The 23,960-nt window shown below is 59.8% G+C and carries 20 protein-coding genes; 6 read left to right on the plus strand and 14 right to left on the minus strand.

The window, feature by feature from the left end; all coding sequences use genetic code 11:
• Nucleotides 1–31: 31 nt before the first annotated feature.
• Nucleotides 32–565, minus strand: coding sequence for a hypothetical protein (locus QUE41_RS17370; protein ID WP_286340246.1), 534 nt, complete (start codon nt 563–565; stop codon nt 32–34).
• Nucleotides 566–815: 250 nt separating this feature from the next.
• Between QUE41_RS17370 and QUE41_RS17375 the strand changes: the two genes are divergently transcribed.
• From QUE41_RS17375 to QUE41_RS21590, 3 genes are read left to right on the plus strand one after another with little or no spacing between them, the layout of a single operon-like run.
• On the plus strand, nt 816–2,462 hold the full coding sequence (locus QUE41_RS17375) for a sensor histidine kinase (RefSeq protein ID WP_286340247.1): 1,647 nt from the start codon (nt 816–818) through the stop codon (nt 2,460–2,462).
• Nucleotides 2,459–3,652: a sigma-54-dependent transcriptional regulator gene (locus QUE41_RS17380; RefSeq protein ID WP_353506857.1), complete on the plus strand. Its 1,194-nt coding sequence runs from the start codon at nt 2,459–2,461 to the stop codon at nt 3,650–3,652. Before QUE41_RS17375 ends, QUE41_RS17380 begins: the two co-directional genes overlap by 4 nt.
• 6 nt (nt 3,653–3,658) lie before the next feature.
• Nucleotides 3,659–3,781 carry a helix-turn-helix domain-containing protein gene (locus QUE41_RS21590; protein WP_353506858.1) on the plus strand — a complete coding sequence of 41 codons (123 nt, stop codon included), beginning with the start codon at nt 3,659–3,661 and terminating at the stop codon, nt 3,779–3,781.
• 10 nt (nt 3,782–3,791) lie between these two features.
• Here QUE41_RS21590 and QUE41_RS17385 read toward each other — a convergent pair whose 3' ends face one another.
• Complete coding sequence (locus tag QUE41_RS17385) at nt 3,792–4,034, minus strand: DUF3862 domain-containing protein (RefSeq protein ID WP_286340248.1); 243 nt, start codon at nt 4,032–4,034, stop codon at nt 3,792–3,794.
• 203 nt (nt 4,035–4,237) lie between these two features.
• Between QUE41_RS17385 and QUE41_RS17390 the strand changes: the two genes are divergently transcribed.
• Nucleotides 4,238–6,247, plus strand: coding sequence for a methyl-accepting chemotaxis protein (locus QUE41_RS17390; RefSeq protein ID WP_286340249.1), 2,010 nt, complete (start codon nt 4,238–4,240; stop codon nt 6,245–6,247).
• Nucleotides 6,248–6,594: 347 nt separating this feature from the next.
• Here the strand turns inward: QUE41_RS17390 and cydX are convergent, their stop codons facing one another.
• From cydX to purL, 4 genes are all read right to left on the minus strand, one after another.
• Nucleotides 6,595–6,714, minus strand: coding sequence for a cytochrome bd-I oxidase subunit CydX (cydX, locus tag QUE41_RS17395; protein WP_028110896.1), 120 nt, complete (start codon nt 6,712–6,714; stop codon nt 6,595–6,597).
• A 12-nt stretch (nt 6,715–6,726) separates the two neighbouring features.
• Nucleotides 6,727–7,866: a cytochrome d ubiquinol oxidase subunit II gene (gene cydB / locus QUE41_RS17400; RefSeq protein ID WP_286340250.1), complete on the minus strand. Its 1,140-nt coding sequence runs from the start codon at nt 7,864–7,866 to the stop codon at nt 6,727–6,729.
• Nucleotides 7,859–9,499, minus strand: a complete 1,641-nt coding sequence (locus QUE41_RS17405; RefSeq protein WP_286340251.1) for a cytochrome ubiquinol oxidase subunit I — start codon at nt 9,497–9,499, stop codon at nt 7,859–7,861. Before QUE41_RS17405 ends, cydB begins: the two co-directional genes overlap by 8 nt.
• Nucleotides 9,500–10,575: 1,076 nt before the next feature.
• Nucleotides 10,576–14,466, minus strand: coding sequence for a phosphoribosylformylglycinamidine synthase (gene purL, locus QUE41_RS17410; protein ID WP_286342964.1), 3,891 nt, complete (start codon nt 14,464–14,466; stop codon nt 10,576–10,578).
• Nucleotides 14,467–14,638: 172 nt separating this feature from the next.
• Here purL and mltF point away from each other — a divergent pair, with 172 nt between their 5' ends.
• Together mltF and QUE41_RS17420 are read left to right on the plus strand one after the other, a co-directional pair.
• Nucleotides 14,639–16,024, plus strand: a complete 1,386-nt coding sequence (mltF, locus tag QUE41_RS17415; protein ID WP_286340252.1) for a membrane-bound lytic murein transglycosylase MltF — start codon at nt 14,639–14,641, stop codon at nt 16,022–16,024.
• A gap of 301 nt (nt 16,025–16,325) precedes the next feature.
• Nucleotides 16,326–16,466 carry a hypothetical protein gene (locus QUE41_RS17420; protein ID WP_286340253.1) on the plus strand — a complete coding sequence of 47 codons (141 nt, stop codon included), beginning with the start codon at nt 16,326–16,328 and terminating at the stop codon, nt 16,464–16,466.
• Here the strand turns inward: QUE41_RS17420 and tadA are convergent.
• The 8 genes from tadA to QUE41_RS17460 form a co-directional block, all read right to left on the minus strand.
• Nucleotides 16,439–16,939: a tRNA adenosine(34) deaminase TadA gene (gene tadA / locus QUE41_RS17425; protein ID WP_286340254.1), complete on the minus strand. Its 501-nt coding sequence runs from the start codon at nt 16,937–16,939 to the stop codon at nt 16,439–16,441. The two genes, QUE41_RS17420 and tadA, sit on opposite strands and share 28 nt — an antisense overlap.
• Nucleotides 16,940–17,006: 67 nt before the next feature.
• Nucleotides 17,007–17,372, minus strand: a complete 366-nt coding sequence (locus QUE41_RS17430) for a VOC family protein (protein ID WP_286340255.1) — start codon at nt 17,370–17,372, stop codon at nt 17,007–17,009.
• Nucleotides 17,373–17,380: 8 nt separating this feature from the next.
• On the minus strand, nt 17,381–18,364 hold the full coding sequence (locus QUE41_RS17435; RefSeq protein WP_286340256.1) for an ABC transporter permease: 984 nt from the start codon (nt 18,362–18,364) through the stop codon (nt 17,381–17,383).
• 2 nt (nt 18,365–18,366) lie between these two features.
• Nucleotides 18,367–19,218, minus strand: coding sequence for an ABC transporter ATP-binding protein (locus QUE41_RS17440; protein WP_286340257.1), 852 nt, complete (start codon nt 19,216–19,218; stop codon nt 18,367–18,369).
• 422 nt (nt 19,219–19,640) lie between these two features.
• Nucleotides 19,641–20,213, minus strand: coding sequence for a LutC/YkgG family protein (locus QUE41_RS17445; RefSeq protein ID WP_286340258.1), 573 nt, complete (start codon nt 20,211–20,213; stop codon nt 19,641–19,643).
• Nucleotides 20,213–21,598 (minus strand): lactate utilization protein B, encoded by a 1,386-nt coding sequence (locus tag QUE41_RS17450; protein ID WP_286340259.1) that lies wholly within the window; start codon nt 21,596–21,598, stop codon nt 20,213–20,215. The genes QUE41_RS17445 and QUE41_RS17450 overlap by 1 nt, the downstream gene beginning before the upstream one ends.
• 12 nt (nt 21,599–21,610) lie before the next feature.
• Nucleotides 21,611–22,357 carry a (Fe-S)-binding protein gene (locus tag QUE41_RS17455; RefSeq protein WP_286340260.1) on the minus strand — a complete coding sequence of 249 codons (747 nt, stop codon included), beginning with the start codon at nt 22,355–22,357 and terminating at the stop codon, nt 21,611–21,613.
• Between the two features lie 598 nt (nt 22,358–22,955).
• Nucleotides 22,956–23,945: an FAD-binding oxidoreductase gene (locus tag QUE41_RS17460; protein WP_286340261.1), complete on the minus strand. Its 990-nt coding sequence runs from the start codon at nt 23,943–23,945 to the stop codon at nt 22,956–22,958.
• Nucleotides 23,946–23,960: the final 15 nt, after the last annotated feature.

Genomic DNA, 23,960 nt, shown 5'->3' on the forward strand with positions numbered 1-23,960 from the left:
TCTCCAGCGCAGCCCCCAGAGCCACTGGCTTTTACTTCATCCCATGTTCATCCAGGGCACGGCGCAGGCGCTCCACCTGTTCCGTGGTCAGGTCACCCTCCTTGATCATCCGTTCCAGCATCTCGGCCCTGTCCAGATGAAACCGCTTGAGCTCCATCACCCCTTCCTGCTCCAGCCTGGCCACCATACGCTCCGCTTCCTCGGCCAGACGGGCCCCCTCCTCGGCCATCTGCTCATGGATCTCCACATAGATTTCGGGATCATGCCCCAGGTGGACCACCTGGTGATGACCATCGGACAACACCAGCTTCCAGTCACTGCCCACACCGGCCAGGGCCTTGGCCTTCTCCAGCCAGCGCTGCCTGACTTCGGCATCCAGGTCCCCAAGCAGGGTCGCCACCGCAGCCCAGTCCGGATTGTCTCTGTCCAGGGTCAGCTCCACCCGCTCGCCACTGTCGATAAAGCTCACCTCTATGGGCTCCCCCTTGTCCTGACTGGCCTTAAAGGTGGCCGCGGTTGCCGCCAGGGTCATCAGCATCGTCGCTGCTGCCAAAATCATTCTCATGATGGTCTCCTTGTTAAACTGAGTTGTTCCCCCCCTGCGTAGAAAGAAACGTGCCAGAGTCGCCGCCGCCGAATTCCCTGGGGTTTCCCCATGAAACCGCGAGAGTTTCTCCTCAAATCCTCCCTGGCCCTTCCCATATGGGGAGCTCCTTGGGCCGGCAGCGGGCAACGGTGGCTCGCCACTGCCCGGCGTGGTAACTTCAGCTCATCTGGCACGCTTTATGTAAGGTGATCACTCCAAGGAGGAACCGATGTCCCTGAAACGTTACCTGATGATCGCCTTTGGCTCGCTGATACTGCTGTTTACCCTGCTCCAGTGGCTGCTGGTGCAGCAGCTCACCACAGATTTCCGTCGACAACTGGCCGAAGACTCCGAAGCCGTGGCCCAGGAGGTGGCGTCGGTCACCATCGAAACCCTGCTGCCTCCGGTCCCCCCCAAATCCGTGGTTCGGGTCCTACCCCCGAAAGAGGAGACCGCCCTGTCCGAGCAGGAGCGTGAGCGGATGCTGGCCATGGCCGAGCGCCACGCCGAACAGGCGCAGAGAGAGCTGGAGCGGGAGCAACAGCGACTGGTCCGCTTGCAGCAACAGCAGCAGGCCAAGCGACGCTCCCTGCAGATCCAGAAAGAGGCCCAGCAGCGGCGGATTCAAGCCTACGAGGAGAAGCTGGAGGAGCTGGAGCAGCGCATCGAGGACAAGGAGGACCAATGGCAGGCGGTGATTCAGCTCAACCTGGAGCATCAGGCCCTGCAGAAGGAGCTCAGCAGTGCCCTGGAGGCAGAAACCACACTGGAACTGATGGAGGTGCACGGCGACCTCATCGGCGAAGAGGAGATGGAGCGCATCCACGAAGCGGTGGAGCAGGCCCGGGAGCAACTCCAGCGTCAGGCCAGGGAGATTCGGGTGTTCATCCCCACGGAAGAGGATCAGCTGGTGATTGAGGGGCTGGGTTCCAGCCTGGCGGTGCCCCTCTCCAATGGTCCCCAACAGACCATGATCACCCAGTTTGCCGAGCGGGTGGCCCTGGTACTGCTGGCCGGCGCCCTGCTGAGCCTGGTGGGGGTCTACCTGATCGCCCGCAAATTGGCCCGTCCCCTGGAAACCCTGGATGAGGGCTGCCGGCGTCTGTCCGCCGGCGAACTGGGCCTGCAATTGAGCCACAGCGGCACCCGGGAGACCCGCCGCGCCATCGACACCTTCAACCGAATGAGCTCCGATCTCAAGGAGAGTCAGGAGCAGCAGCGCCAGTTCCAGCAGCAACGTCACCTGGCGGAGCTGGGGGAGATCACCCGGGGCATCGCCCACGCCCTGCGCAACCCCATCCACACCATAGGCCTGCTGCTGGAAGGGATGAAACCGGAACAGCACCAGCTGCAGAGTCAAATCCGCACCAAGCTGAGTCATATGGATGACAGCCTCAGCAGCCTGCTGACCCTGGCCAGCCAGGGACTCGACCGGGAGGTGCCTGTGGCCATATCTGAGCTGATTGAGGGGATCCAGATGGAACTCAGTCAGACCGCCGAGGGCGTAGACTTTGTCAGCGAGCTCCCCGATGACCTGTCCGTCCTGGGGGCGGAGGTGGAGCTGCGTGCCATACTCCACACCCTGATGAACAACGCCCGGCAGGCCAGTGAACCTGGGCAGACGGTGCGTCTCTATCTGGAGAGAGAGCCACAACGGATTACCCTCTGGATCGAGGATCAGGGCAGCGGCCTGAGCGACGCCATCCGCGATCGCCTGTTTGAACCCCACCAGACCACCAAACCTGAAGGCGCAGGCATGGGGCTTTACATCGCAAGACGCATCGCCCGCCTCTGGTACGGCGGCGATCTGATTATTGAAGAACAGCCCAAGGGCGTCCGGGCCGGCCTGGTGCTGCCCAAGGAGAGACAAGCATGAGTCAAAATGGATTTCAGATCCTGCTGCTGGAAGATGACCCCACCCAGCGAGAACTGCTGGCAAAGATGATGACCGAGGCGGGCCACCGGGTGGACGCGGTGGCCGACGCCGACTCGGCCCTCAAACGCCTGGACAAACACCCCTGGCAGATCCTGTTCAGTGACTGGAAGCTGGCTCACGGCGACGCCAGCGAGGTGATTCGCCGCGCCCGGGCCCAGAGCCCGACCCTGGGGATCATCGTCGCCACCGCCTACGGCTCCATCGACCACGCGGTGGAAGCGATGAAGATGGGCGCCGACGACTACCTGCCCAAGCCCTTCCAGAAGCAGACCATGCTGCTGGCCATCGACAAGGCCGCCCGCTCCCATCAGTTGAAGGAGGACAACCGGCGCCTGACCGATCGTGTGCAGCAGCAGGGCGCCCTGATCGACATGGTGGGATCCAGCCCCGCCATGCGCACCCTGTTCGATCGGGTCGAGCGGATCAGCGGCATCAATACTACGGTGCTGATTCAAGGGGAGAGCGGGACCGGCAAGGAGCTGGTGGCCCAGCGCATCCACCGCCTCTCAGGCCGGGACGGTCCGTTCATTGCCCTCAACTGCGGCGCCATCCCCGACTCCCTGGCGGAGTCCGAGCTGTTCGGCCATGAAAAAGGCGCCTTCACCGGCGCGCACAGCGCCCGGGCCGGTAAGCTGGAGGCCGCCCAGGGGGGCACCCTGTTCCTGGATGAGATTGGCGAACTGCCACTGAATCTGCAGACCCGGCTGCTGCGGGTGCTGCAGGAGGGCAAGGTGACCCGCATCGGCAGTCACAAGGAGATCGATCTGGATATCCGGGTGGTGGCGGCCACCAACCGAGACTTGCTGCAGGAGGTGGAAGCGGGCAACTTCCGCCAGGACCTGTATTACCGCCTCAATGTGATTCCGGTGTCCACCCCGCCACTGAAGCAGCGCAGTGAGGACATCCCCGCCCTGGCGGAACACTTCCTGCGTCACTTCAGCCAGAAATACCAGCTGACCGCCCCCAGGCTGGGGGTCGCCGAAATGAATGCCCTGCGCAGTCACGGCTGGCCGGGTAACGTCAGGGAGTTGTCCAACTGCATGGAGCGCTTTGTGTTGCTGCAGGAGCTGGATCTCCAGCCCATTCGCTGTCAGGGCAAGATCACCCTGCCGGACGCAGGCCTGAACTGAGAGCAGGTGGAGAAGGAGTATCTTCAGGCGGCCCTGGAGCGCACCGGCGGCAACCGCACCGAGGCGGCCAAACTGCTGGGGCTGGGTTACAAGGCGTTCCTCTACCGCTCAGAGAAGCACGGGCTCTAGCCCACTGGGCTCACAACCCTTTGTGAGAGAAAAGCATCGCCTGGTCGGCGGCGAACCCCACCTTGATCTGGGTGTCGTCGCTACCCCAGATGCAGGTTTGGGTGCCCAAAGAGCCGCTGCAGCTGTCCGCCCTGCCCAGCAGGGCCTCCACCTCGGCACGGGACATTCCCAGTTCCAGTTTGTCGTAATTCGCCTGATTCACCTTGCTGCACCCTGCCAGCAACAGCAGCGCCACCCACAGCAGTCCCCTCATCACTCAGCCCCCGAACCAGTTGTTACAGAAAGTAAACCAGAAGTTACCGGGCGATTTCAATTCGAGATTTGGCTAACGAATCACCTTTTAAGCCCCACTGTTCGTGATGGAGTTCAACTATTTTAACGAGAGTTTTGTATAACCTTGCCGACTAGCCGATAGAGCTTAAACAAACCTAATAAAAACTCTTTACAGGGGAACGCATGGACTTCCGCAACTGGACCCTAGGCCGCCAGATAGGCGTATCCGCCCTGCTTCTTAGCATCCTCACCTACTCCATCACCGGCTTCTTCGGTTACCGTGTAGCCGCCGACAGCCTCACCGAAACCCTGCAGGAGTCCGAGTCGGTCATGGCCGACACCCTGGCAGACACCCTCGACCTGCAGTACCAACTGCTGATTAAGCAGGTGCGTACCAACGCCGAACTGTTCAACAAGATGTTCTCCACCGACTTCTCCCTGCTGGAGAAGCGGATCAACATCGCCGGTGCCAACGCCCCGGGCCTGAAGAACGGCCGCCGCCTGCTCAACAGCGCCGTGGCCCAGGTGGACAGATTCGCCAACATGACCGGCGGCACCGCCACGGTATTTGTGAAGGATGGGGATGACTTCACCCGCATCTCCTCCTCCCTGCGTAAAGAGAACGGTGACCGGGCTACCGGCACCCAGCTGGGCCAGGGTCACCCCGCCTACCCCATCATCATGGCGGGCCAGACCTATGAGGGCTATGCCAACCTGTTCGGCAAGCGCTACATCACCAGCTACCGCCCCATCAAGGACAAGCAGAACCGGGTGATCGGCATCCTCTACATTGGCCAGGATGTTAGCGAGATGATGCAGGAGATGGGCAAGGCCCTGGCCAACATCCAGCTCGGTGAAACCGGCTACGTCTCCCTGCTGCGCTATGAAGACGGCGTGTTCCTCTATCACCCGCAGCTGACCGGCAGCAAGGCCAGCAGCTTCAGCGACGACGATGGCCAGGCCATCTACCAGAGCGCCCTGTCCGACCGGGTCAAGCACCAGTTCGAATTCATGCTAGATGGCAAGCTGTGGGTTGCCATGACCCAGCCCGTGCCCGCCGCAGGCTGGATGGTGGCCCTGCAAGTGCCTGAAGAGGAGCTGAGCCACGCCCTGCAGCCTCTGGCCCGCACCAACATCGGCCTCTCCATTCTGGGGATTCTGGTGATCACCGTGCTGCTGTGGCTGATGCTCAACCGTCGCCTCAAGCCCCTGACCGCCCTGTGCACCCAGGTGGAAGCCATTGGCCACGGCGACTTGACCGCCCAGCTGACCACCAGTGGTGGCAACAGCCAGAACGAGGTGCATCGCATCACCGACAGCGTCGCCGAGATGACCCACAGCCTCAAGGAGCTGATCGCCACCCTGCAAGGGTCCACCTCCCAGTTGGAGCAGGCCGCCAGCGAGATGCAGACCGTCGCCCAGGTGAACGGCAGCGGCGCCGCCCAGATGATGCAGCAGACCGACCAGATCGCCGCCGCGGTCGAAGAGCTCACCACCTCGGTACAGGAGGTAGCCCAGCACGCCACAGGATCCGCCGAACAGGCGGAGGCGGTGGACACCGCCGCCAAGGATGGGGATCGTCAGGTCGACGATGTGATTGACCAGATGCGCGCCCTGGGCGATGCCCTGGAGAACGGCAACCAGGCGATTCACCGGGTGGAAGAGGGCAGCCACGCCATCACCCGGGTGATCCAGGTGATCAATGAGATCGCCGAGCAGACCAACCTGCTGGCCCTCAACGCCGCCATCGAAGCCGCCCGGGCCGGGGAGCAGGGTCGCGGTTTTGCCGTGGTGGCCGATGAGGTGCGCACCCTGGCACAACGTACCCAGAACTCCATCAGTGAGATCACCGGTACCATCGAGCAGTTGCAGCAGCGCACCCAGGAAGCGGTCAACCAGATGCAGGAGAGCAAGAAGCTCGGCGTGGCCTCCTCTGAGCTGAGCGTTCAGGCCGGCGACGCCCTGACCGACATCTCCCACAGCGTCACCGACCTGTCCCAGAATGCCACCTCCATCGCCACCGCGACGGAGCAGCAGGGCTCAGTCGCCTCGGAGATCGCCCGCAACATCAGCGGCATCACCGAACTGGCCCGGGAGTCTGAGCAGACCGCAGGCCAGACCGTGGACGCCGCCGAGCAGCTGACGGCCCTGGCCGGAGACATCCGCGGCCACCTGGCCCACTTCAAGTCTTAAGGGACCGACCAAGCAGAAAGGGCGCCAAAGGCGCCCTTTTCTTTTGCCCGGCGTCAGCGAACCGGCTCCCAGACCACACTGACCGGCTCCGAACCCCGTCACCGTATCCCCTGCTCTCCTTACCCGCAGCCGTCCCTGCCAGGGCCTGCAGTGCCAGCCCAGAGTCACACACCAATGACCCACGGGCCCTCAAGAGTAGCCCGGCAGCCCTCCCCCCTTGCTCGCCGACTGGCGCTGTCCAGATGCTTGAGAGGTGACCCTGAAGGAGCTAAGAGGCGCCCATAAAAAAAGAGGCGCTGATGCGCCTCTTTTCTCAATGGGCTTCCCCAGGGAAGCAGGGAGCAGCTTTACTTCTGCTCGCGTTCGGCCTTGGCGGCCATCTCTTCAGAGTGCTCGTACCACAGGGCATTGATGATGCCGAATGCACAGGCCAGCAGCACTCCGAGAATCCAGGTGAAATACCACATATTGTCGGCTCCTTAGTACAGAGAGTGCTTGTTGTTCTCGATGAATTCGCTGTTCAGGCGACCAAACATCTTGATGTAGCTCCAGGTGGTGTAACCCAGAATCAGCGGCACAAAGATGCAGGCCACGGCGAACATGATGGTCAGGGTCATCTCAGAACTAGTGGCATCCCACATGGTCAGTGAGTGGCTTGGGTTCAGAGAGGACGGCATCACGAACGGGAACAGAGACACTGCCGCGGTGGCAATGATCGCCACCTGGTTCAGTGAGCTGGTCACAAACGCCAGACCGTTACGGTTTGCCATGGTCAGCACTGCGGTCGCCAGGGGCATCAGCACCGCCAGCAGGGGCAGCACGTACAACACAGGCATGGCGTTGTAGTTGTTGAACCAGGCACCGGAGGCAATCTCAACGGTCTTCAGGGTCGGGTTGGAGGGGCCGTTGTGGTCCAGAGCGGAGGTCACCACGAAGCCGTCGATACCCGCGTACAGCCAGGCACCGGCCACCACGAACAGGGCCGCACACAGCACGCCGACCCACTGAGTGATCTTACGTACACGCTGGTAGAGTTCGGCATCGGTCTTCATGCCCAGCCAGGTGCAACCCTGGAGGATGAAGGCGGTCACACACAGCAGACCCACCACCAAAGCGAAGGGGTTGAGCAGACCGAAGAAGCTGCCACGGTAGAACACACGCAGGTACTCGTCGTATTCGAAGGGCACACCCTGCAGCAGGTTACCGAAGGCGACACCGATGATCAGCGGCGGCACCACACCACCGATGAACAGACACCAGTCCCAGGTGTTGCGCCAGCGTGGATCTTCAATCTTAGAGCGGTAGTCAAACCCGATAGGACGGAAGAACAGGGCGAACAGCACCAGCACCATGGCGATGTAGAAGCCGGAGAAGGCTGCCGCATACACCAGGGGCCAGGCGGCGAACAGGGCACCGCCGGCGGTCAGCAGCCATACCTGGTTGCCGTCCCAGTGAGGGGCGATGGAGTTGATCATCACCCGACGTTCGTTGTCGTTTTTGCCCACGAAGGGCAGCAGGGCACCCACACCCATGTCAAAACCATCGGTGACCGCGAAACCGATCATCAGTACGACGACCAGCAGCCACCAGATAGCGCGTAGAGTTTCGTAATCAAGCATGGCTAGCAGCCTCCTTGGCTTCTTCGCGGGCCTTGCGGGCCTTGGACAGTTTCGTCAGCAGACGGGCGTCTTCGGCAGCGTTTTCAGCAGACTCGAAGTGGTAGCGGCCAGTCTTCATGCTGCTGGGACCCAACCGGGCGAAGCGGAACATCAGGAACATCTCCACCACCAGGGCCACGGTGTAGAAACCACAGATGGCAACAATGGAGAAGATCAGGTCACCGGCACTCAGGCTGGAGGTGGACATGGCGGTAGGCAGAATCTCCGCGATGGTCCAGGGTTGACGGCCGTACTCGGCCACAAACCAGCCACACTGAATGGCGATCCAGGGGAAAGGCAGGATGAAGATCGCCGCCTTCAGCAACCAGGGCTTATCCATCACCTGCTGCTTGGCGCTCTGGAGGAAGGAGAGACCGATAACGATCAGCATCACCACACCCAGGCCCACCATCACGCGGAAGGTCCAGAACAGAGGGCCGACATTGGGGATGGAGTCCTCAACCGCCGCCTTAATCTGGGCCTCACTGGCCTGGTCGACATCTTCCAGGTAACGCTTCAGCAGGAAGCCATAGCCCAGGTCCACCTTGCGCTCCTGGAACTCGGCGATCTCGGCCTCGGTAGCAGAACCGTCTCGCACCTTCTGCAGCAGGGTGTAGGCCACCATGCCGTTGCGGATGCGGGCTTCATGCTCCACCTTGATGTCCTTGATGCCCATCACCTGCTCATCCAGGGAGCGGGTGGCGATGATGCCCATCACATAGGGGATCTTCACCGCAAAATTGGTTTCCATGTTTTCACTGTCTGGAATACCGAAGGCGGTAAAGGAAGCCGGTGCCGGATGGGTATCCCATTCCGCTTCTACGGCAGCCAGTTTCACCTTCTGCACGTCACCCATCTCGTAGCCGGACTCGTCACCCAGGACGATAACGGACAGGATAGAGGCCATACCGAAGGCGGAGGCGATGTAGAAAGAGCGCTTGGCAAAGGCGATGTCCCGGCCCTTCAGCAGGTAGTAGGCGCTGATGGCCAACACGAACACGGAACCAGTGACGTAGCCTGAAGCCACGGTGTGGACAAACTTAACCTGAGCAACCGGGTTGAACAGCACGTCGGCGAAGCTGGCCATCTCCATGCGCATGGTGACGTAGTTGAACTCGGCGCCCACAGGGTGCTGCATCCAGCCGTTGGCCACCAGAATCCACAGGGCAGACATGTTGGAGCCCAGGGCCACCAGCCAGGTTACCGCCAGGTGCTGACGCTTGGACAGACGATCCCAGCCGAAGAAGAACAGGCCAATCAGAGTCGATTCAAGGAAGAAAGCCATCAGGGCTTCGATGGCCAATGGGGCCCCGAAGATGTCCCCGACGTAGTGGGAGTAGTAGGCCCAGTTGGTTCCGAATTGGAACTCCATGGTGATACCAGTGGTAACACCCAGGGCGAAGTTAATGGCAAAGAGTTTACCCCAGAACTTGGTCATGTCCTTGTAAACCTGCTTATCGGTCATCACATAGAGTGACTCCATGATCGCAAGCAGGAACGCCATGCCCAGGGTGAGGGGTACAAACAGGAAGTGATACATCGCGGTCAGTGCAAACTGCAATCGCGATAGATCCACTACTTCATCGACAATCATTGGTGTCTCCTTACGCCTGCCGTGCCGCCATTGCTGGCAACGTGATTCAGGAAAAATTATTGGGAGCAATACAACAAATAAAGTGCTGAGTTCGGCTTACCCTGGGGACACGGCTGCCCAGGGACATTGTGGGCCTCCCGCAACAGGCGCTTACTCTCATTCGCCCCTGCCGGTTCGTCGGCCGTTCCGGCTCCGCCGGACACTCACAACATTTCGTTAACTCAACACTTTCGATTAGCGAACCTCTGTTTGTTCCCCCGCACCGGAGAACAAAGAGAGATTGCGCTGCTATTTCCGCTAATTTTATATCATTCCCCCAGTGGCACCCTCAATCCCTGCCAGAATCCCCTGATCACTTTTGAGAGGTGACTCACAAATATTAAGACTTAATAAAAAAGGCTTGCAGAACAGTTAAATGTTAAGAATTTTGATCTGATTTATATTCGGCTTTAACCATCCTCGAATTATTGGCTAACACGGTTCGAAATTTTGATAAAAATTGTATTGCAACAATCAGGACAATGAAAACAATTCAATTGTTAAAACCCTTTGCATTCAGCATATAGAGCGCACACCTCTCGAGATAAAGACTGAACAAAGGCTGAATAATAAATTAGAAAAACTAATGTGAAAAAAGAGTTTTTCTCGTTTGTCGAATATCCAAATTCCAGCCTAATATATCCACGAAAACGGCATTCCAAATATCGGAAATATGACGTTTTAAATATGAAATTGTCCCAACTCTCAGTTTTTCGGAGGTACTCATGAGTCTGTTTCTCAAGCGCGTGTCCAAGCTCTACCAACGTAGCTTCGTTGAGCTTTATCAGCTTCGGGTCATGTGAACACCCTGGCTGCCGTCCCCGCGGCGGCCCAAGCGTCACCCTTCTTTGCATTAGCTTGATTGCATAGCTTTGGCCGCCCTCCCAGGGCGGCCCTTTTTTTGCCTGAACGCCGACTCCCCCAGAGTGACCCTCTGCTTACGCCCCCTCCTTGATCCCAGACAACAAAGCCAGATAAGCCGATTCAGCCCACAAAAAAGCCCGGCACCGGGCCGGGCTTGATGAGGTCAGCAGGGTTTAACCCAGGGCAACCCTGGCGTTGCGGAACATCCGCATCCAAGGGCTGTCCTCACCCCACTCGTCAGGGTGCCAGGAGTTGGCCACGGTGCGGAACACCCGCTCAGGGTGAGGCATCATGATGGTCACCCGGCCGTCGGTGGTGGTCAGGCCGGTGATCCCCGCGGGGGAGCCGTTGGGGTTGGCCGGATAGGCGGTGGCGATCTGCCCCTGATGGTTCAGGTAACGCAGTGCCACTGTGCCCGAGGCATCGGCGGCATGGAACGCCTGCTGGCTGGCGAACTCCGCCCGGCCTTCGCCGTGGGAGACGGCAATGGGCATACGCGACCCAGCCATGCCCTGGAAGAACAGACTGGGGCTCTGCTGCACCTCCACCAGGGAGAAACGGGCTTCGAAACGCTCAGAGCGGTTACGCACGAAATGCGGCCAGTGCTCCGAACCTGGGATGATGCTCTTGAGATTGGAGAGCATCTGGCAGCCGTTACACACCCCCAGAGCCAGGCTGTCGCTGCGCTCGAAGAAGCGCTGGAACTGTTCCCGGGCACGGGCGTTAAACAGGATGGACTTGGCCCAGCCCTCTCCGGCGCCTAGCACGTCGCCATAGGAGAAGCCGCCACAGGCCACCAGCCCCTGGAACTGCTCCAGAGTCAGGCGACCCTCGAGGATGTCGCTCATGTGCACATCCACGGCGTCAAAACCGGCACGGTCGAAGGCGGCCGCCATCTCCACGTGGGAGTTGACCCCCTGTTCACGCAAGATGGCCATCTTGGGGGCATTGCCCTTGAGGATAAAGGGCGCAGCCACATCCTCGGCAGGGTCGAAACTGAGATCCACCGACAGGCCGGGATCCTCGGCATTGAGCTTGGCCTGATGCTCCTCTTCGGCGCACTGAGGGTTGTCTCGCAGGGACTGCATGCGGAAGGTGGTCTCTGCCCAGACACCGCGCAGCTCGGTGCGGCTCTCATCCAGCAGAGTATCTCCTGCGCGACGCACAATCAGGCGCTCGCCGTCGTTGACCGAACCGATCACCTGGCTGCAGCCAGCCAGGCCATGGTCCGCCAGCACCGCCTCGACCTGAGCCAGGCGATCGTCGGCCACCTGAACCACGGCACCCAGCTCTTCGTTGAACAGCACCGCCAGATCGTCACCGGCCAGAGCACTCAGGTCCACGTCCAGACCCGCCTTACCGGCGAAGGCCATCTCTGCCAGGGTGACAAACAGACCGCCATCGCCCTTATCGTGATAGGCGAGCAGCGCCTTGTCGGCGATCAGCCCCTGAATGGCATTGAAGAACCCCTTGAGCAGCTCAGGCTGGTCCACATCCGGTGCCTGGTTGCCCAGCTGGTTGTACACCTGCGCCAGGGCAGAACCGCCCAGTCGCTGCTTGCCGTTGCCCAGGTCGATGTAGAGCAGCTTGCTGTCGCCCTTGTCCAGGCGCAGTTGAGGGGTCAGGGTGTCACGCACGTCCTCGACCCGGCCAAAGGCGGTGATCACCAGAGACAGCGGCGAGGTGACGCTCTTGCGCTCCCCCTGATCTTCCCAGGCGGTCTTCATGGACATGGAGTCCTTGCCCACAGGGATGGTCAGTCCCAGGGCCGGACACAGCTCCTCACCCACCGCCTTCACCGCCTCGTAGAGGCCAGCGTCTTCCCCTGGGTGACCGGCAGCGGCCATCCAGTTGGCAGAGAGCTTGATGTGGGCCAGGGAGCCGATGTGGGCACTGGCGATGTTGGTCAGGGACTCACCCACCGCCATGCGGGCAGAAGCGCCATAGTTGATCAGCGCCAGGGGAGTACGCTCGCCCATGGACATCGCTTCACCGTGGTAGCTGTCCAGGGCGGCAGCGGTGACCGCACAGTTGGCCACGGGCACCTGCCAGGGGCCTACCATCTGATCCCGGGCCACCAGACCGGTCACCGAGCGGTCACCGATGGTGATCAGGAAGGTCTTCTCCGCCACGGCGGGCAGACGCAGCACCCGGCGTACCGCTTCCTTGAGCTCCATGGCACCGGTGTCCAGATCCGCAGAGGCGCACTGGGCGGAACTGACATCACGGTGCATCTTGGGCGCCTTGCCCAGCAGCACCTCCATGGGCATGTCGATGGGGGTGTTGTCGAAGTGGCTGTCTTCCAGCACCAGCTGCAGCTCTTCGGTGGCTTCACCGATCACCGCATAGGGGGCGCGCTCACGGCGACAGATGGCGTCGAACCTGTCCAGGTCCTCGACAGCCACCGCCATCACATAACGCTCCTGAGATTCGTTACACCAGATCTCCAGGGGCGACATGCCGGGCTCGTCATTGGGCACATCCCGAAGGCGGAAACGGCCGCCGCGACCACCGTCGTCCACCAGCTCAGGCATGGCGTTGGAGAGACCACCGGCGCCCACGTCGTGGATGAAAGCGATGGGGTTGTCGTCCCCAAGCTGCCAACAGCGATCGATCACCTCCTGGCAGCGGCGCTCGATCTCCGGGTTCTCCCGCTGAACCGAGGCAAAGTCCAGGTCTTCGGAGGACTGGCCGGAGGCCATGGAGGAGGCGGCACCGCCCCCCAGGCCGATGTTCATCGCCGGTCCGCCGAGGACGATCAGCTTGGCGCCGACGGGGATCTCCCCCTTCTGCACGTGATCCTCGCGGATGTTCCCCAGACCACCCGCCAGCATGATTGGCTTGTGGTAGCCACGCACCTCGGTGCCGTTGAAGCTGGTCACCTCCTGCTCATAGGTGCGGAAGTACCCCAGCAGGGCAGGACGGCCAAATTCGTTGTTGAAGGCGGCGCCCCCCAGCGGCCCCTCGGTCATGATCTCCAGAGGGGTCACGATGCGATCCGGCTTGCCATAGGGCTTCTCCCAGGGCTGTTCGAAGCCGGGGATGTTCAGGTTGGACACGGTAAAGCCGGTGAGGCCCGCCTTGGGCTTGGAGCCCCGGCCGGTGGCACCTTCGTCACGGATCTCACCGCCGGAGCCGGTGGCCGCCCCAGGATAGGGACTGATGGCGGTGGGGTGGTTGTGGGTCTCCACCTTCATCAGGATGTGCACCGGCTCCTGGTGGTAGCGGTAGCTGCCGGCGTCATCGGGGAAGAAGCGGCCCGCTTCCGACCCCACCATCACCGCGGCGTTGTCCTTATAGGCGGAGAGGACGTTTTCCGGGTTCTGTTCGAAGGTGTTCTTGATCATCTTGAACAGAGACTTGGGCTGAACCTCACCGTCGATGGTCCAGTCCGCATTGAAAATCTTGTGACGACAGTGCTCTGAGTTTGCCTGGGCAAACATGTAGAGCTCGATGTCGTTGGGGTTACGTCCCAGGCGGGTGAAATTCTCCACCAGATAATCGATCTCATCCTCCGCCAGGGCCAGGCCCATGCTGACGTTGGCCTGGGCCAGGGCGTCGCGGCCACCACCGAGCACGTCCACAGACGTCAGCTGCGCCGGTTCGGCGCTGACAAACAGGGCATCCGCCGCGTCGAAGCTGTCCAGCACCGCTTCCACCATGCGGTCATGAATCAGGTTGAGCAGCTGCTTCTGCTGCTCAGCATCGAGCTCACCCTCGAGGGTCAGATACCAGGCAACGCCGCGCTCCAGTCGCTTAACCGCACCCAGGCCACAGTTGTGGGCGATGTCGGTAGCCTTGGAGGACCAGGGAGAGATGGTGCCAGGTCTGGGAACCACCAGGAACAATTTGCCCTGGGGCTCATGCTGTTCCAGCCGAGGTCCATAGGTTAATATCTGTTCAAGGTGTTGAGTTTGCTCAGGATTGAGCGGCGAGGCGAGGTGGGCAAAGTGGCAGTATTCCGCATAGAGATCGGACACGGGAAGTTTCGCGTTCTGGCAAGCCGATAGCAGCTTGTGGACCCGAAACGCGGACAGCGCCGGCGCGCCGCGGAGGATCTTAATCACGGTATTTTTTACCTTATATAGTTTTGTGTAGGGCTCAATACCGGGAGCGAAATCCGAACCGGATCACAATTCCCGGCATCAAAGGTGGCGACATTATAGTGGAAAGGTCGGTCGCAAAACAGTCTACAATGAGCGGAAGATGACGAAGATTTCAGATGGATGCATAACCATGAGGGGTTTACTGGCTGTCACGCTGCTGACCCTGGCCGGATGCCTTCCGCTGGAGTATCAGCAGCCTCAGCGAGCCGAGCCCGAACCTGAGCGCCCCCTGAGGGTCGGTACCCTGTATGGGCCGACCACCTATGTGGTGGGCGCCGCAGGGGCCCAGGGACTGGATTACGAACTGGCCCAGGGCTTTGCCCTGCACCTGGGCCAGGAGCTCGAGGTCACCCCCTACTCGTCACTGCCGGAGATGTTTAACGACATGAGCCTGGGGAAGCTGGATCTCATCGCCTCCAGCCTCACCGACACCCATCTCAATCGCAGTTTCTGGCGCTTCGGTCCTCCCATCTATCGCACCCAGGTGCAACTGGTCTATCGCCGGGGTCACCCCAAGCCCGACTCACTGGCCGAGCTCACCGACCCGCTGATGGTGATGGCCGGCTCCAACCACGCCGAAATCCTGGCCGCCGAACAGCAGCGGGGCCAGACGGGTCTGCAATGGCAGGAAACCACAGAGTATGCCGCCCATGAACTGCTCTCCATGGTTGCCTCCGGCGAGTTGGCCTACACCCTGTCAGACACCAAGACCCTGGCTGCCAGCCGGCGATTGCACCCGGAGCTGGCCTCCGCCTTCAGCCTGGGCGGCGAACAGGAGGTTGGTTGGGCCCTGCCGGAGGAGCACAGCCATAAGCTGTTGTCCGAGCTGCTGGACTACTGGGATAAGCTGAAACAGGCGGGCACCCTCAAGCAGCTGGAGGAGAAGTATTTCGGCCACATGGAACGGTTCGATTATGTGGATACCCGTGCCTTCATTCGGGCGGTAGAGACCAAACTGCCCCAGTATGAACCCTGGTTCAAGGAATACTCAGGCATCCTCGACTGGCGACAACTGGCCGCCGTGGCCTACCAGGAATCCCACTGGAACCCCAAGGCGCGCTCTCCCACAGGGGTGCGCGGGCTGATGATGCTGACCCAGTCCACCGCCAAGCGGGTCGGTGTTAAGGACAGGCTTAACCCGGAGCAGAGCATCCGGGGGGGCAGCGACTACCTGCACGATCTGCTCAAGCGGCTGCCCGCCTCCATTCCCGACCCGGAGCGGCTGTGGTTCGCCCTGGCTGCCTACAACATCGGCCTGGGGCACGTGGAGGATGCCCGGGTGATCGCCCAGCGCCATGGCCTCAACCCCAGCAGCTGGGCAGACGTTAAATCCGTCCTGCCCAAACTGACCCAGAAACGCCACTACCAGCGCACCCGCTACGGTTTTGCACAGGGTGGGGTCGCCGCCCACTATGTGGACAACATCAAGCGCTATTACGACACCCTGGTCCTGCTGGAGACCCATATGCCCCCCTCAACAGGCAACGCCCTGGATCTGGCCAAGAACCGCGAGTGATCTGGCTCAGATTTCCCCACCTTTCTCAAATGATTTCTGTTATCAACTCAACTTTTACATGCGTCAGGGGTTGAATTTCCCAAGAGTCGTAGCTATCTCTTATAACAAGGGGCAAATCAAAGGTTTGTCCCTTGGTTTTTAGGGGCAATCATGCAGCCATCCCAGTTTTAGTTTAAACAGTGACCGAGATCGGACGCCTTTGGGAACCAAAGCCGCAACAAAAGCTCAAAACCGATGTCATCGAACTGCAAACAGATGAGGATAGGGTCCAAATAGAGAGAATAAAGAGGAGGAGAGAGAAATGTTAAGAACTCCAGCACGTCGCCGTAAAGCCCTGAGCAGCCTGTCCGAGCGCAGGAGGGCGCTGAGAAAGCGCGACCACATGAAAATTCTGCACCGCACCAAAGTCTTCCATCAGGAAGCGTCTTCAGAAGCCCTCTGAGCCAGTTTCAAGGCTTTCTTTTCCGCCCTGCGCCGCTTGAAGAAATCACTCAGCTGCTGCGCGCAGGGCTCAGCCAACACCCCACCAATGACCTCTACCTGATGATTGAGCGATGGATGGCGCAGCAGATCCATCACACTGCCTGCCGCACCGGTTTTGGGATCTGACGCCCCAAAGACCACGGTGTCCACCCGGGCGTGCACCAGGGCACCGGCGCACATGGGGCAGGGTTCCAGAGTCACATACAGGGTGGTATCCAGCTGGCGGTAGTTTTCCAGCTTGGAGCCCGCCTGACGCAGGCACTGCATCTCCGCGTGGGCAGAGGGGTCGTGATCGACGATGCTGCGGTTGTAGCCTTCGGCCACCACCTCACCCTGTTTCACCAGCACTGCTCCCACAGGTACCTCACCCAGGGCTTCCGCTTCGGCCGCCAGCTCCATGGCCCGGCGCATCCAGTGTTGATGATCGTTCACCCTTCTCTCCAACTGCACATTAGGGGGCGCCTATTGTAATCAGCGCGCCCGATTTGTGCCAGCAGGTTCAGGCGGGCTGCCACAGCTCCACCTTGTTGCCTTCGGGGTCGACGAACCAACCGAACTGGCCATAGGACTCCTTGACGATCTCGCCCACCAGGGTAGCGCCTCCCGCCTCCACCTGAGCCAGGGCTGCAGGCAGATCATCCACCACCAGATTGAACATAAAAGGCCGGTCCGATGGCTGGAAATACTCGGTGTCTTCACCAAAGGGACACCATACCGTCAGGCCATTCTGTGGCATGGCAGAGGGCGAGAAATCGGCGCCATACTCGCCCACCTCCATTCCTAGGTGGTCCCGGTACCACTGTCCCAATAACTTGGGGTTCTGACTCTTGAAAAAGATCCCCCCGACGCCCATTACCTTCGCCATAAACTCTCCTAGTTCCAACGAAACCACCTGGCGCCGACAAATATCGCCACAGCGGATATGGTGATCAGCGCCAGCCAGTGCGGCAGCAAGCCACTGACCCCGACGCCGTCAATAATAATGGCACGACTGGCGGCATTGAGGTGGGAGAGTGGCAACAAATTGGCCAGGGCCTGAATCCAGGGGGCAGTCCCCTCCAGGGAGAACCACACCCCAGACAGAAACATCATCGGCCAGGCGATCAGGTTCAGCACCCCATTGCCAAACTCCTCGGAACGGGTCCGGCAAGCCACCAGCAGGCCGATGCTGACCAGGGACAGCGCCCCCAGCAGGGCGGTCACAAACAGCAGAGCCAGGCTGCCGCTGATGGGGATGGAGAACATCAGGGTGCAGGCCACAAACACCAGGGTGGCGGTGGCCATCATCAGCAGAAGCCGGCTGCAGATCTGCGACAAAATGAAGATCCAGGGCTTCATGGGCGTCGCCTGGTAGCGTTTGAGCACCCCATTCTTTCGATAGCGGACGATGACATAGCCCACCCCATACAAACCGGAAAACATCATGTTCATGCCGATGACGCCCGGCATCAGCCAGTCGATGTAACGCACCGCCTCTCCCTGGACCTGGGTGGCAGGCAACTCCCCCACCTCGGCCTTGAGGATCCGTTCAGCCAGGTAGCCCTTCATGGAGTCCGGATTCACCACATACCCCTGCTCGGTCAGCAGCAGATCCAGCTGATGGCGCCCCACCTTGGTCAGGGCCAGTTGCGGATCTTCATAGGGGATCAACTGCAGGTAGCGGGTCTGCTTCAGGGTGTCCAGATAGGCGGGCTGCCCCACCACCCCCAGCTTGTACTCCGGCTTATCGGTGTCGGAAAAAGCGATGCCAAAGCCGACGATCAACATCAGCGGAAACATCAGGCTCCACCCCAGGGCGGACCTGTCCCGGACAAACTCCAGGTTTCGGGCATGGATCAATGCCAACAGACTGCGCATCCTCAGCTCCTCAGTTGATGTCCGGTGAGTTTCAGGAAGAGATCTTCCAGGTTGGGGCGACGGATGTTCAGGCCGGTGATGTCGATGTTGCGCTGCTGCAACTCACCGAGCACCTGATTGACGTCATCGGTGTGATACTCCTGACGACCATTGCGCTTGAGCCAGGGTTTGGCCCAACTCTCTCCCAGTGACAGCTCGGCCGGCAGGCTCACCAGGCGGGCACAAAACTCCTGCTCAATCAGCCTCAGGGGGGTGTCTTCACGCAGTATCCGGCCATGATCCATGATGGCGATGCGATCGCACAGCTGCTCCGCCTCATCCATGTAGTGAGTGGTCAGCAATATGGTGGTGCCTGTGTCCCTGACGGCGCGGATCAGCGACCAGAAATTGTGCCTGGCCTGGGGATCCAGACCCGTGGTGGGTTCATCAAGAAACAGCAATCTGGGTTTGTTGATCAGGGCCAGGGCCAGCAACAATCGTTGCCTTTGCCCTCCGGACAGGGTCTGATGGCGCTGCTCCAACAGCTCTTCGAGGCGGCAGATCCGAATCAGATCCTGGCGCTCCCAGGTGGTGTGATAGAGGCTGGCAAACAGGGTCAGGCAGTCGCTGACCGACAGGTGTTCCGGCAAGGCGGTGGCCTGGAACTGGATGCCAATCTGCTGACGGTAATCCCCTTTGAGGGGCTCCCCATCGAACAGGATATCGCCGGAGGTGGGTGGCAAAATCCCCTCAAGCATCTCCAGAGTGGTGGACTTTCCGGCACCGTTTGGCCCCAGAAGGCCAAAACACTCCCCCTCGCGGAGCACCAGATTCAGTTGGTCAACGGCGGTGAGATCGCCAAATCGTTTGACCAAATTTCGAGCTTGCAGCAAATTTGGTGGGTTTTGTGCCCTGGTTCTCTCCTGCACAAGCCACTCCTTGACTTCCATTTTCCCTAAAGCATTAAATGCAGAAAAACGGCCGGCTTGCAATGGACCAAAAGAGTCTGGGTGAGTCTTCAGAAAGACAACAGGCCGTATCGCTCCAGGATGAGCCAAACCTGTGTGCTAGCCCGGCCTTGCCGGGGAGAGAGAAAAAAGGCTCATCGAAATGAGCCAAACGTGTGTGCTAACTACACGTGAAGATGGATGACCGGGAATCGTTCCCCCTTGTGTGCGGGGGAGTCGTCCCACAGAGCCAGGGATGGAGACTCTGCATCGGGAGGCGGGGGCTGTGGCCCCCGCCCCGGTGCGTCTTTTCGCACCGGCGCGTCCTGTCGATTCCGGTCAACGACCCCTTAGTCCAGCATGTATACGGTCATGGAGCAGGCGCCGTGGGCACCAATAACCAGGGCCTGTTCGATGTCGGCGGTCTTGGAAGGACCGGCGATAAAGGCACCATGCTGACCGGACTCCAGCTTCACGTTCTTAACCACTTCGTGCATGTTGGCAACCAGGGTGTCCGCCTTCACCACGACCGCCAGGTTCTCGGTAATGTAGGGCAGTACCCGGTGACCGCTGGCGGTTTCGCGAACGAACACCGCGCCATTTTCAGCAACCGCAGCCTCGGCATCGATCAGAGCCAGATCCAGATCCTGCAGGGTGTGAGGCTTGGCATCCAGTTCACGGTTACCATTCAGACCTTCAACACGGCAGACTACGGACTGACCGTCGGCCATCGCCTTGTCCAGGTGCGCCTGTACTTCACTCAGCTCCTTAACGCGAACCAGAGTGCCACCCACCTTGGTCAGGTTGGCTTCGTACTGACCCATCAGGTCTTCGTTGTTGGGCTCGATGGTGATCGAAGGCATGGGTGCATCGGGCAGGTTGCACTTATCCAATGCGGCAAAAATTGCGTCACGGCTAGACATTATTTGTTCTCCCGGTTTTTCTTGAACCACGCTTCGAAGGAGCCGGTCTTAGGTGCTTTAGGCAGTTCACGGTGTTTGGTCCAATCCATGCCGAAAGGCTTCATCAGAGCATCAGGCAGGATACGCAGGGCGGTACGGGCGCTGGCCATACCCAGGTTCAGCATGGTCTCATTGGCCATGAACTTACCAACCCAAGGCATGTAGCCATTCTTGCCATAAGGCAGTTTGCCCTGCTCGGAGTGGATGCGACGCCACTTGAAGATGATCTTGTCCAGAGGCACCTTGGTGGGGCACACCTGAGTACAGGAACCACACAGGGAGCAGGCCCAGGCCAGGGAGTGAGTTTCGTCATCGCCGGCGCTTACGGCAATACCGATGGGGCCAGGGATCAGCGCGTTGTAGCTGAAGCCGCTGGAACGACGGTATACCGGGCAGGTGTTCAGACAGCCACCACAGCGGATACACTTGTAGGCTTCCGCCAGCAGCTCGTCCTGGAACAGTTTGGTACGACCGTTGTCCACCAGTACCACGTGCATCTCACCGCCCTCTTTAGGGCCCTTGTAGAAGGTGGTGTAGGAGGTGATGGGCTGGCCGGTGGCGTTACGGGCCAGGGTACGGGACAGCACGCTGGCCGCATCCATGTTAGGCACGATTTTGTCGATACCCATGCAGTGGATCTGAACCTTAGGCAGGTTCACACCCATGTCGGCGTTACCTTCGTTGGTGGCGATGGCAACGGCGCCTTCGCTGGCTACCGCCATGTTCACACCAGTCAGGCCGGCATCGGCTTCCAGGAACTTCTGACGCAGGTGAGCACGGGCTTGCTTGGTCAGGTAGGTCGGGCAGGATGCACCCTTCTCGGAACCGATCTTGCGGTGGAACAGCTCGCCAACCTCCTCTTTCTTCAGGTGGATGGCCGGTACCACGATGTGGCTGGGTGGCTGCTCGTTCAGCTGGATGATGCGCTCACCCAGGTCGGTATCGATAACGTCGATGCCGCGCTCGATCAGGTAAGGGTTCAGGTGACATTCCTCAGTCAGCATGGACTTGGACTTCACCAGGTTCTTCACGTTGTGCTTGGCCAGGATGCTGTGCACGATTTCATTGTGCTCTTTGCCATCCTTCGCCCAGTGCACGACGATGCCGTTCTTCTTACAGTTGGCCTCAAACTCGGTCAGGTAGTGCTTGAGGTTGGCCAGAGTGTGCAGCTTGTACTCAGAACCCAATTGCTTGAGGTCTTCCCACTCGGGCTGGGATTCTGCAGCCAGGTCACGCTTGTGACGCAGGTTCCACAGAGCCTTGTCGTGCCAGTTAACGCGGTCTACGTCGCGGTTAAACTTCTCAGCCGCACTGGCATGAGACTCGATTCCACCTATCAGTGCCATGATCGTCGCTCCTTACAGTGCTTGGTTGAGCAGTTCTGCGATGTGCAGAGTTTCCACGGGGTGCCCCTCGCGACGGATAACGCCGTCCAGGTGCAAAAGACAGGATGGGTCGAAGCCCACCACGTAGCGGGCGCCGGTGTTGGCGTGCGCTTGAGCCTTGTCTTTACCCATTTTGCCGGACACTGCGCCTTCATCCAGGGCGAAGGTGCCACCGAAGCCACAACATTCGTCGCGGCGCTCAGGGTAGGCGATGTCGATGCCTTCGATGCGGGACAGCAGGGCTTCCACCTTGTTGTAACCGCCGCTGCCTTTGATTTCAGAGGGCGTGGCCAGATCCAGCATACGGATGCCGTGACAGGACATCTGCAGGCTAACTTTGTGGTTGAAGGGCTTGTTGAAGCGCTCCAGGCCGTGGATGTCGTGCAGGAACTCGGTCAGTTCCTTCAGCTTGCCGATCACAGCGGTAGCTTCTGGGCTGCAGTCGAACTCGTGGAAGTTTTCCTTGGCGGCGATCATGCAGGAGGCTGCTGGACATACGATGTAATCGCAGTCGATGCCTTTGAAGGCGTTCAGCAGTTTCAGCGTGGTTTTTTTCGCATCCTCGAAGCAACCGGAGTTGGTCATAGGTTGACCGCAGCAGGTCTGACCCTCGGGGAGGATGACCTGGTGCCCCAGCTTCTCAAGAAGCTCTACCGTGGCGATGCCCACATTAGGTTGCATGTGGTTCACCAGGCAAGGGATGAACAAGGCGATTTTCATTATATTCTCCGCTGTGTGTGTGTCGGCAGTTTTGGCGGAGTCTAAAGGTGGCCCCCTGGACAGACTGTGACCCAGGTATCACTTATTGCCGGGCTGAATTTAGTTAAATTTATGTAAAATCAGGTTCACAATTATGAAAGAAACCACAAAATGCAACATTTGACGATCATTTAAAGTCACATTCAGTCACACAGATTTAACCAGGGGAAAATTGGTTTGACCAAGCGCCCGACTCATTTCACCTCAACCCAACCACTCATTAACAATCACGCAACCTGGCATCGACCATTTTTCGTTCGATAGTGAGATCGCGATCACACAATAATAGCAGATGAACGACTGGATTTACCGAAGCTCATTTGACGCCGATTCTCGTCGGGTCATTTTGTCCCAACGGCAATTCGAGAGAGGCTCTTCGGTCACCTTGAGATGGCCAGTCAGGGTGTCAGGATCGAGCCATTTTGAGTCAGGGTTTGCTGAAAACCCGCCCTTTCGGAGCACAAAAAAGCCTCCAAAAAGGAGGCTTGATGATTGGACTTGGGAGGTCAAAATTACCCACTTTGGCTGCCCCTAAGAACAGCCATGGCGATCACTGATACTAAGGCAGGGTCACCTGCATGTCCCCGGTCACCTTGGAGGCGCAGGCCAGGAAGTAGCCCTCCTCCAGCTCCTGGGGCGTCAGCGGACCGACGGCACTGCGCTCCAGCTTCGTCCCCTCCCCTTTGCACTTGCAGCTGCCACAGACACCGGCACGACAGGCGGCGAAGATCGGCAAACCACCCGCCTCCAGCGCCTCCAGAACCGTCTGAGAGCCGTCAATGGCGACAGACTTGTCACCTACGGCCAGGGTATAGCCGGCGCTGTCTGAGGCCGATTCAGGGCCATTGTCGCCGGATATCGGAGCAAAGGCTTCATGAAAGACCCGGCTGGCGTCCACGCCCAGGGCATCAAACCACTGGTGTGCCGCTTCCATATAGCCCTGGGGTCCGCACATCAGGATGGTGCGATCCCGAATGTCGGTGGCCAGAGACAGCAACATACGCGCATCGAGGATGCCGTCGTGCTGACCGGATTCCGCCCCCTTGGACACCACCCAGCATAGTTTGAGGTTGGCGTGATCCCGGGCCAGCTGTTCCAGCTGTTCAGGGAAGATGCGGTCCGCCGGTGTACGGGCACTGTGAACGAAGATGATGTCCGCCTCGGGATCCGCCAGCAGGCGGGCCCTGAGCATGGAGTAGACCGGGGTAATGCCACAGCCGGCACTGAGCATCAGCAGCTTGCCCTCTTGAGCAAACTGGTAGTGAAACTCGCCGCCCGCCGCCAGGGTATCAAACCGGTCACCTACCTTGGCGTTGTCCGCCAGGTGATTGGACACCAGCCCACCGCTGACCCGCTTGATGGTCAGGGCATAGCGGTTGTCACCTGGAATGGAAGCCAGGCTGTAGCAACGGCTGTGGCTCTGGCCGTCGATCTCCACCTGCAGAGGCAGAAACTGGCCAGGAATGAAGTCGATGGGCTGGTCCGACTCGAACAGATAGGTGTTCACGTCGTGGGTTTCCGCCCGAATCTCTGTGCAGGTCAGCTGCATCAATACCTCTCCTGT

It is taken from the genome of Ferrimonas sp. YFM, assembly GCF_030296015.1.
Lineage (GTDB): Bacteria > Pseudomonadota > Gammaproteobacteria > Enterobacterales > Shewanellaceae > Ferrimonas.